Here is a 7525-nt window from a genome sequence, read left to right as displayed (position 1 = left end):
CTCGGTGCGGTAGGCTTTCCCTATTAATTACTTCTAATCAAACCAAATTGGTAAGCAGGATAATTGCTCAGCTATCCTGCTTATCTCTCTCTAGGACGCGATTACATCGGCAACGGTCAACGAATTCAAGTTATCGAGATTAACTCCTGAAATAGTATCGAGCGTTTGCCCGCCAAATTCTCCGTACATTCTAGCCAACGCTCCGGTTAAGCCAGCATTGTAGTCCATCGCCACTTCATTCCGAATGAAGTCGGTGCGTTCATCGACATAATCAAAATCATCGGCTGAAGCAGGACCCCCGACAAGCGCCCCGTAGAGGGTGTGTAGGTTATCGCGAGAATCACTGATATTTGTCACTCCAGAAGCAGCGCGGTGGTGGGGATTGAGTGCATAGTCCTCACCAAAACCAACCATATAGCTGAAGTCGCGGGGATTATCGCCTAAGATGTAGTCAATTTGCCCCTCAGCAAAATCCGAGTATTGACCATTGGGGTCATTCACCGTATCCGCGTAGACACCAGCCAGGAAAGAGGTATTGGCGCTGTAGCGCAGAGAACCCCACTGACTCAGCCATGCGAGTCCACCATCGGTATAGGTTGGGGTGCTACCGCCGGGAAGCCAGGAGTTTAACCAGCCTTCCACATCACTCTTATACTCAGATTTCCCAGTTTCCTGAGCTAACAAGATAGCCGCACCATAAGATTTGTCATCCCACGATTGCGTCCACCCTGGACCAATTCCCTGGTATAAACTTTCGGCTTTGTTGAGATACGTCGTATCTGTACTACCCGCCGCCTCAGTTGCTTTGTGCAGCCAGGTAGCACCCCAAACTAGCTCGTCTTGGAAACCACTGAAGGAATTGTAGAATTGACCCGCATCTGGAATCGCGTCAGTATACGTGCCGCGATATTGGTCGGCAAAATCGTAGAGTTGTTCGGCGTTCTGTAGCAGGGTATCCGCGTAGGCTTCGTCTACCCCTCGGAAGACAATCGAAGCCGCCGCCAGAGACGCCGCTGCTTCCCCGGCTAAGTCAGACCCAGGATTGGAGCGGTCGATTTTATAGGCGGGTCGTTCCATGGTCATGTCTTCCGGAGCGCCCCAGAAAGCGTGGTCGAGGTTACCGTCTCCAACCTGTCCGTAAAACTCTTTCGTCCCTTGACCATCGGTGACATGAGCTTTGAGGATATAGTCAGTACCCCACTTAATCGAGTCGAGAAGTTCTTCAAATTGTCCACTTTGCTGATAAGCATCCTGGTATTCAACCGCACCCCAACCCAGCATCGTTAGGGAAGCGGCTCCCGGTAAGCCGAACTTAACGTGGTCACCTGCGTCGTAGTAACCGCCCGTCAGGTCACGTCCCACATCTGAGCCATCGTTTAGAGCCGAATCACCGCGCCAAGGGAGAGGATTGGTATCGGGTAAGTCACCAGAACGTTGAGCATAGTAGAAGAGGATAGACTTTTGCAGCGCTTCCCCATAATTAAAAGCCCCTTGCTGAGGAGGGGGTTGGGATGAATCGTCGTTAAGAATCGTTCCGACTCCTTGAGAGTCGCCAATCGTGGCGTTGCTGGCTTGGGAGAGATTCACCTTAAAGGTTTCATTGCCTTCGACCGTTGTGTCACCCAGGATAGGTACGCTAAACGTCTTACTGGTTTGTCCAGGGTTGAAACTCAGTGTCCCGGATTTAGCGGTATAGTCAGACCCAGCAATGGCGGTGTCATTTGCTGTGGCGTAATTCACACTGACGCTTTGAGTACTCGCGTCTGAGAGGTTGACGGTAAACGTCGCATTTTTCGTACCACTATCGCCTTCGGTGATACTGACATTATTAATTGAAAGGGTTGGTAGGGTGGGTGAACTATTGCTGGGAATAATATCAATGTAGTTAACATTGAAGGAGTTGGATAGCATATCCAGGCGTAGTTGCTGACTCCCAGCGCTGAGATTCACCCCTTGAGCCGTCACATCCGTCCAATTTTGCCATCCCCCGGTTCCGCCAAAGCTCAGGGTTTCGCTTTGACCATCAACCGAAACCTTTAAACTGCGTGTTCCTTGCTGTGCTGAGGCAACACGGGCAACAATGTCGTAGGTTCCAGCTTCAGGAATGTTGGCATCGTAGGTTAACCATTCCCCTTGCTGAATCCAGCCCACATTGTAGCCGCCACCTACATCCGTAGTGGCTTGGATATCTACATCATCAGAGCGAAATGCCCCCCCTGTGTTACCTGAGCTTTTATCGAAGAAATTGATATAGTCTTCCGCTTCAATCCGGATGGGGGTATTGCCTGGAGGAGTACTGGAGTCATCATTGCTAATCGTACCCACCCCTTGAGCATCTGCAATGGTGGCGTTACTGGGACTTGAGAGATTCAGTTTGAAGGTTTCATCGCTCTCTACTGTCGTGTCCCCAAGTACAGGTACACTAATGATTTTAGAGGTTTCTCCCGCCGCAAAGGTAAGCGTGCCAGATTGAGCGGTGTAGTCAGACCCCGCCGTGGCTGTGTCATTGTCAGTCCCATATTCAACCGTCACCTCTTGGTCACTGGCTTCGGACAGGTTGACGACAAATTCAGCCGCAACCGTACCCGTGTCACCTTCGGTAACGGTTACATCATCAACAGAGAGAGTCGGTATGGATGGAGACGTGCCAATGGATTCTCCATTGAGACTATAACCTGTTGGTTCAATACTCTCGCCGCTACCGTTGAAACCGAAAGAGACTGTACCATCAGCGGCTAGCGTGCCGTTATAACTGAGGTTGCGGATTGTATAACGGTTACCTTCTTGACTGACAATTTCCGCACCCCAGATATTAGTAATCTCAAAGGGAGCTTCAAACTCCAGAGTCCAACCATTTACATCGCTGGAACTATTGTTGGCAATTGAAAGATTCGCGGTAAAGCCACTTCCCCAATCGTTGGCAACATTAAAATCAACAGCAAAAGTCATTTTTTAACTCCTATTAGTGAGCGCATTGAGCAAGAACAAAAGCAGTAATTTGTTCTCAGAGCAGGAATTGGCAGCTACAATAATGTTTGCTCGGACATTGTTTGTGGTGTTATCCGTAGATACCACTAATAGCTATTCTGGCAAGCAGAATATGAATTGTCATCATTTTATAATGAAGTTAATTTAAAGATTAATAGAAGAAAAATACAGGTAATATATTGACGTAAATAATAAAAATTATAATTGTTTTTTTGCCAAGGAATATAATTGAGTTGGGTAAGTTGTCATGCCTGTAAATTGGGTATGAGCAGCGAGCCAGATGCAAAGCCTGCGGCATGGCTTCGCTAAACGCGCTACAAGGATGAGAGCCATTGCTGACATTAAGGTTTAAATGCCAAACAGCTTAGAGGAAATCAACTCAATTATCTTAAGGTATGTAAATTCCCCTCAAACCCTGTCCTGTATCTCCCTATTTCTCCCTCACCCCATCACCCCATCACCTCATCACCTCACAACTTATTCAGCAAGCCCTATTTCCGTTCAGGATGGGTCGTTTCTGGGGATGCAGCCGCCATTTGACTAATCCGAGCGATCAGTTGATAGAGACGCCCAGAATCTTTGCGGTTAAAGTAAAAAATTAAGCGGGGCAGATCTGCCGTTTCATCCGGAAGTTCTTCCGGCAAAGCCTTACTTTTGTCAATCTGACCCTTGACAACAATATCGCTAAACTCAGCATTAAGCTGTGCAACGTCAGCATCAGACAACTCTGATTTAAGCCGCATCACGAAGCGATCGCCGACATAACGACTAGAGTGATAGACACGATAAAATCGATGAATCGCCTCATAAGCCACATCCAGATTATCTGTAACCGTATAAAGGCTAGTATCTTCGGGGCTGATTAACCCTCGTTGAATTAAATGCTTGCGAAGATAGGCATCCCAATCGTGCCAGTATGTACCACCAGGGCGATCAATCAAAACCAATGGTACTGGTTCCAATCGCCCTGTCTGACATAAAGTTAAGCATTCAAAGGCTTCATCCTGCGTACCAAAGCCACCGGGAAAAAGCGCGATCGCGTCACTTTCTTTAAGGAAGAATAATTTGCGGGTAAAGAAATATTTAAACCGAATCAGTTTCGGATCTCCCTGAATAAACGGATTCGTTTCCTCAAAGGGAAGCTGAATATTCAAACCAAAGGAATTTTCCGCGCCAGCACCTAAATGCCCTGCTTCCATAATGCCACCCCCAGCGCCTGTCATCACCATAAAACCGTGCTGGGTTAAATAGCGGGCAAACTCGGCAGCGATTTTATATTCCGGTGTCTGGGAGTCAATCCGGGCTGAACCAAAAATCGTCACCTTGCGAACGTGACGATAGGGATAGAATACTTGAAAGGCAGATTCCATATCCTCTAACGTCGCCGTGAGGATTTTCCAATCCAGGCGATCAATCTCCTCCTGAGTCAGCCGAACCAGTACGCCTAAAGCACGTTGAATCCATTTTTCATCAGTCAGATTTGGCAGTCGCTCAATAAGTGCCGCTAAATCGCTCTTAAGTAACTGTGGATCAGAGTATGAAGGAGATGGAGTCATTGCTACTTTCTCTAACGGCTCTCTATTTTATCAATGATTTGTCATTGATCATTGGTCTTATGTTGATTGTTCATGGTTCATGGTTCATGGTTCATTGGTAATCCTCTTCCCCTGCTTCCTCAGCTCCCAGACGTAGCATGAGGAGTCTCTACATTCCCCTGCACCCGGAACACTAAGACTCGACCTCTCGATAAACATAAATATCTCGCTCCCGCCCTACAGCAAATCTGAGGGAATGAGATAAGGTTTTGCTCGATTGGGTGATGAAAATAATCAGCGCTAAGACAATCAAACCTGCTGCGCCCAGAAAAATGCTGGGATAGCCCAGAGGTTCAGCGATCGTACCCCAAACCGGACCTGCGATCGCAATCCCTAAATCAAACCCCGCAATACAAGCCGAGAACACGCGCCCACGTTCATGGGCACCGGAGCGATCGGAAATTAAGGCGATCATCAAGGGTAATAAAATCCCCGCCCCTGATCCCTGAATCAGACCAATCACCAAAAAGGCTTGTGGAGTTTGCGCTTGAGAAAACATAGTTAAGGCGATTCCATAGCCAATCAGACTCCCGGTAATAAACACGCCTCGCCCGTACCGATCAGACGCCCGCCCCGCGATTAAACGCATCCCGAAACTCCCTATCGCCACCGCCATAAAAAACCAGCCCGGATTTAAATCGACATTTGTGGCTCGGATATACAACGCCGCAAATGTACTTACCCCACCAAACGCCAACCCAGCCAAAAGCAACACCACAGCCGGAATCCGCAGCCGGGGACTCACTAATAGCTGCCAGAATCCTTTGAATGTCAGTTTCGGTATGTTTTGTTTGGCTCCCTGGATTCGCTCAGGTTCCCTCACCTGGCTAGCACAAACAAACGCGAATAAACCCAGTCCCCCAGAAAATAGAAAAAACGCGGTGTAACCCGCTTGAGCCTCCAGCAATCCCCCCAAGGCTGGACCTAATCCCATACCCAAGGGTGTCACCAGACTCATATAGCCAATTAACTCTCCTCGTTGACCTACGGGTGACAAATCGGTCACCAAGGCGATATAGCCTGTCGTAAATGCCGCTAAACCAATCCCGTGAAAGACCCGGATTGCCATTAACCAGGCAATCGAATCCGCCAACAAATAACCTAACGGTGCGATCGCTACCACAATCGTACCAATCAGAATCACCAGTTTACGGCTATGTTGATCGGCTAAATGTCCTAAACGTTGTCGAAACATCAACAACCCGATCGCAAAGCCGCCCATCACCATCCCGACTTGCTGCGTGGTTCCCCCCAGGTCTTCAATGTAAGGGGGTAATGTTGGTAGCATCGAAGCTAAACTTGACCAAAACAGAAGACCCGCCGCGAATAGAGCGAGTAGGTTCCGGCGTTGTTGCGCTTCCATGGTTATGAAGATTTTCATCTTGAGTCATCCTGGTTCTATTTACTATTCTTAACATTTGACGAAACAACCTCCCTCGCCCGATAGATTGGTCTGTCTGCATTGGCTTCACGTTAGAACATATCCATAGATTTAGAGTAGGGACACGACATGTCGTGTCCCTACTATTTTTTATCCCTTCTCCTTTCTACCTTATGTGATAACCCGGATTGAGTATAAGCGATCTAGGAATTGATCGAACAAAATTACTGCTTATCTGCTAAATTTCGGCAAATACTCAATATCCCTCTAATTTACGCTGTCTGAGAGCTGTTTGCTGAACTTGACAGTCGTAGAAGAATCTGAATATACTGTTTATAGTACAAATGTACTAAACATGAACTAGGCGATCGCGAGTTCAGTGAACAACCCTAAACCCCCAGATCACACCCATACCCAAACCCGAAAGGCTAACCTAGGGAACATGCGATCGCGGATTCATGTAAATTATTAAGAATAAGGAGACCAATTGTGGTTGCAACCAAAGACAGCAAAGACCAAATTTTTAAAGCCTTTGAGCAAATCCTGAACCAACGCAAAACCATTGACTCCAAAATCGCCACGAAGGAAGAAGAAGCTGAAAAACAGAAAAATCAACAAGTTCTAGAAGTCGCCTCAACCTACACCGTAGATAGTATTGTCAAAGGATTAGCAGATTTACAATTAGACTTTGGCACAATTATTAATCAACTCTCGGAAAAATTAACCAGCGAATCAGCAAAAGGGGATCAACTCAAGTTAGCTATTCAGGTAGAAACGCAGCAATTACAATACTTGCAACAAACTCGCGTCGTCGCTGACGCCTTGCATATTCTCACCCAAGAACACCAAGAAAACCTGAAACGTCTTGAACAAACCACCACAGAACAGCGTCAGTCAATTGAGAAAGATAAAGCAGATAAGCACAAATCCTGGTTAAAAGAACAGGCAGAATTTGAGCAAAAGATTCAGGAAGAAGCTGAATCCTTAGCCAAAGAGCGACAACAGCAAGAATCTGACTATACGTATCAAATAGAACGTCAGCGCCAAATTGAGGCTGATGAATACGAAACCTTAAAACGTAACCAAGAACGAGAACTGCGCGAAGCCAACCAAGAAAAAGAAAAACAATGGTCGGAACGGGAAAAAATCCTGCAAGAGCGCCAGCCTCTATTTAAAGACTATCAGCAAAAAGTCGATAACTTCCCCAAAGACTTAGAGGAATCGGTGAAGAAAGCCAGAGAAGAGGCGATTAAAGAAGTTCACCAAGACGCCAAAGTCAAAGCGGAGTTACTGGATAAAGAATGGGAAGCCAGCAAGCAAAGTTACGAGTTCAAAGTTCAGTCCCTGGAAGAAACAATTCAAAAGCAGACTGAACAAATTAATCAACTCTATGCTCAGTTGCAGGATAGCCTCAAGCAGTCTCAGGCGTTGGCAATGAGAGCCTTTGATAGTTCGACAAACGTTAATAATGAACAAAAAACTAAAGCCTAGACCAATTATGTAGGGGCGGGTTTTACCGATAACGTTTTGGACAAAACCGATAACTTAACTAAACCCGCCC

The 7525-nt window shown here is 46.8% G+C and carries 4 protein-coding genes; 1 reads left to right on the top strand and 3 read right to left on the bottom strand.

From position 1 onward, the window contains the following. Window positions 1-90: 90 nt before the first annotated feature. The 3 genes from ACLFWI_RS22875 to ACLFWI_RS22865 form a co-directional block, all read right to left on the bottom strand. On the bottom strand, window positions 91-2949 hold the full coding sequence (locus tag ACLFWI_RS22875) for a glycoside hydrolase family 9 protein (protein ID WP_446414840.1): 2859 nt from the start codon (window positions 2947-2949) through the stop codon (window positions 91-93). A 530-nt stretch (window positions 2950-3479) separates the two neighbouring features. Then, window positions 3480-4544, bottom strand: coding sequence for an LOG family protein (locus ACLFWI_RS22870; protein ID WP_446408604.1), 1065 nt, complete (start codon window positions 4542-4544; stop codon window positions 3480-3482). 172 nt (window positions 4545-4716) lie between these two features. Continuing rightward, complete coding sequence (locus tag ACLFWI_RS22865; RefSeq protein WP_446414839.1) at window positions 4717-5964, bottom strand: MFS transporter; 1248 nt, start codon at window positions 5962-5964, stop codon at window positions 4717-4719. Between the two features lie 489 nt (window positions 5965-6453). Here ACLFWI_RS22865 and ACLFWI_RS22860 point away from each other — a divergent pair, with 489 nt between their 5' ends. Then, window positions 6454-7455 carry a hypothetical protein gene (locus ACLFWI_RS22860; protein WP_446408602.1) on the top strand — a complete coding sequence of 334 codons (1002 nt, stop codon included), beginning with the start codon at window positions 6454-6456 and terminating at the stop codon, window positions 7453-7455. The last annotated feature ends 70 nt before the right edge of the window (window positions 7456-7525 follow it).

The organism is Coleofasciculus sp. (genome assembly GCF_046539235.1).
Lineage (GTDB): Bacteria > Cyanobacteriota > Cyanobacteriia > Cyanobacteriales > Coleofasciculaceae > Coleofasciculus.
Note: the sequence above shows the minus strand (reverse complement) of the source record. Positions and strands in the feature narration are given on the sequence as shown.